This is a genomic window from Enterobacter sp. Ag1 (genome assembly GCA_000277545.1).
Lineage (GTDB): Bacteria > Pseudomonadota > Gammaproteobacteria > Enterobacterales > Enterobacteriaceae > Cedecea.
In genome coordinates, this window is record AKXM01000056.1 from 1 (window position 1) to 370 (window position 370).

At 43.2% G+C, this 370-nt stretch carries 1 protein-coding gene; it reads right to left on the minus strand.

What is annotated here, in order from left to right; genetic code table 11:
- Nucleotides 1-370 (minus strand): hypothetical protein (locus tag A936_RS23835; RefSeq protein WP_502685431.1); only part of this gene is annotated, 370 nt, incomplete at both ends.

A 370-nucleotide genomic window follows, 5' to 3' on the forward strand; every position in this document is an offset into this window, starting at 1 on the left:
ACCGCTATAAACACCTAATGGATTGGGTGTTTCTAACGTATAGCCAAAGCTAAAATCGGAAATACGAACATCACCTTGAAAAGAGTTGTTACCAAGCTTCCGCCAGCAGGTCAGTTTTCTTTCTGGCACTCCCCATCCATGTCTGAACTGACTATTCGAAGAACCAATACCAACGCCAATCCGCCCTGAGCACCCGCCCCGAGGATATATACCCGCGTTGTTCATAGACAAGCTATATCCATCTATCGACGTGTGTTGCATACCCACAAGAACAAAACGAAATACCGCTGTAATTTGATTCCCTGTTTTATCATCTCTTAAAACAATATTCCTTGCCGTGCCATCAAGTGTTATTGATGTATAATTGCGT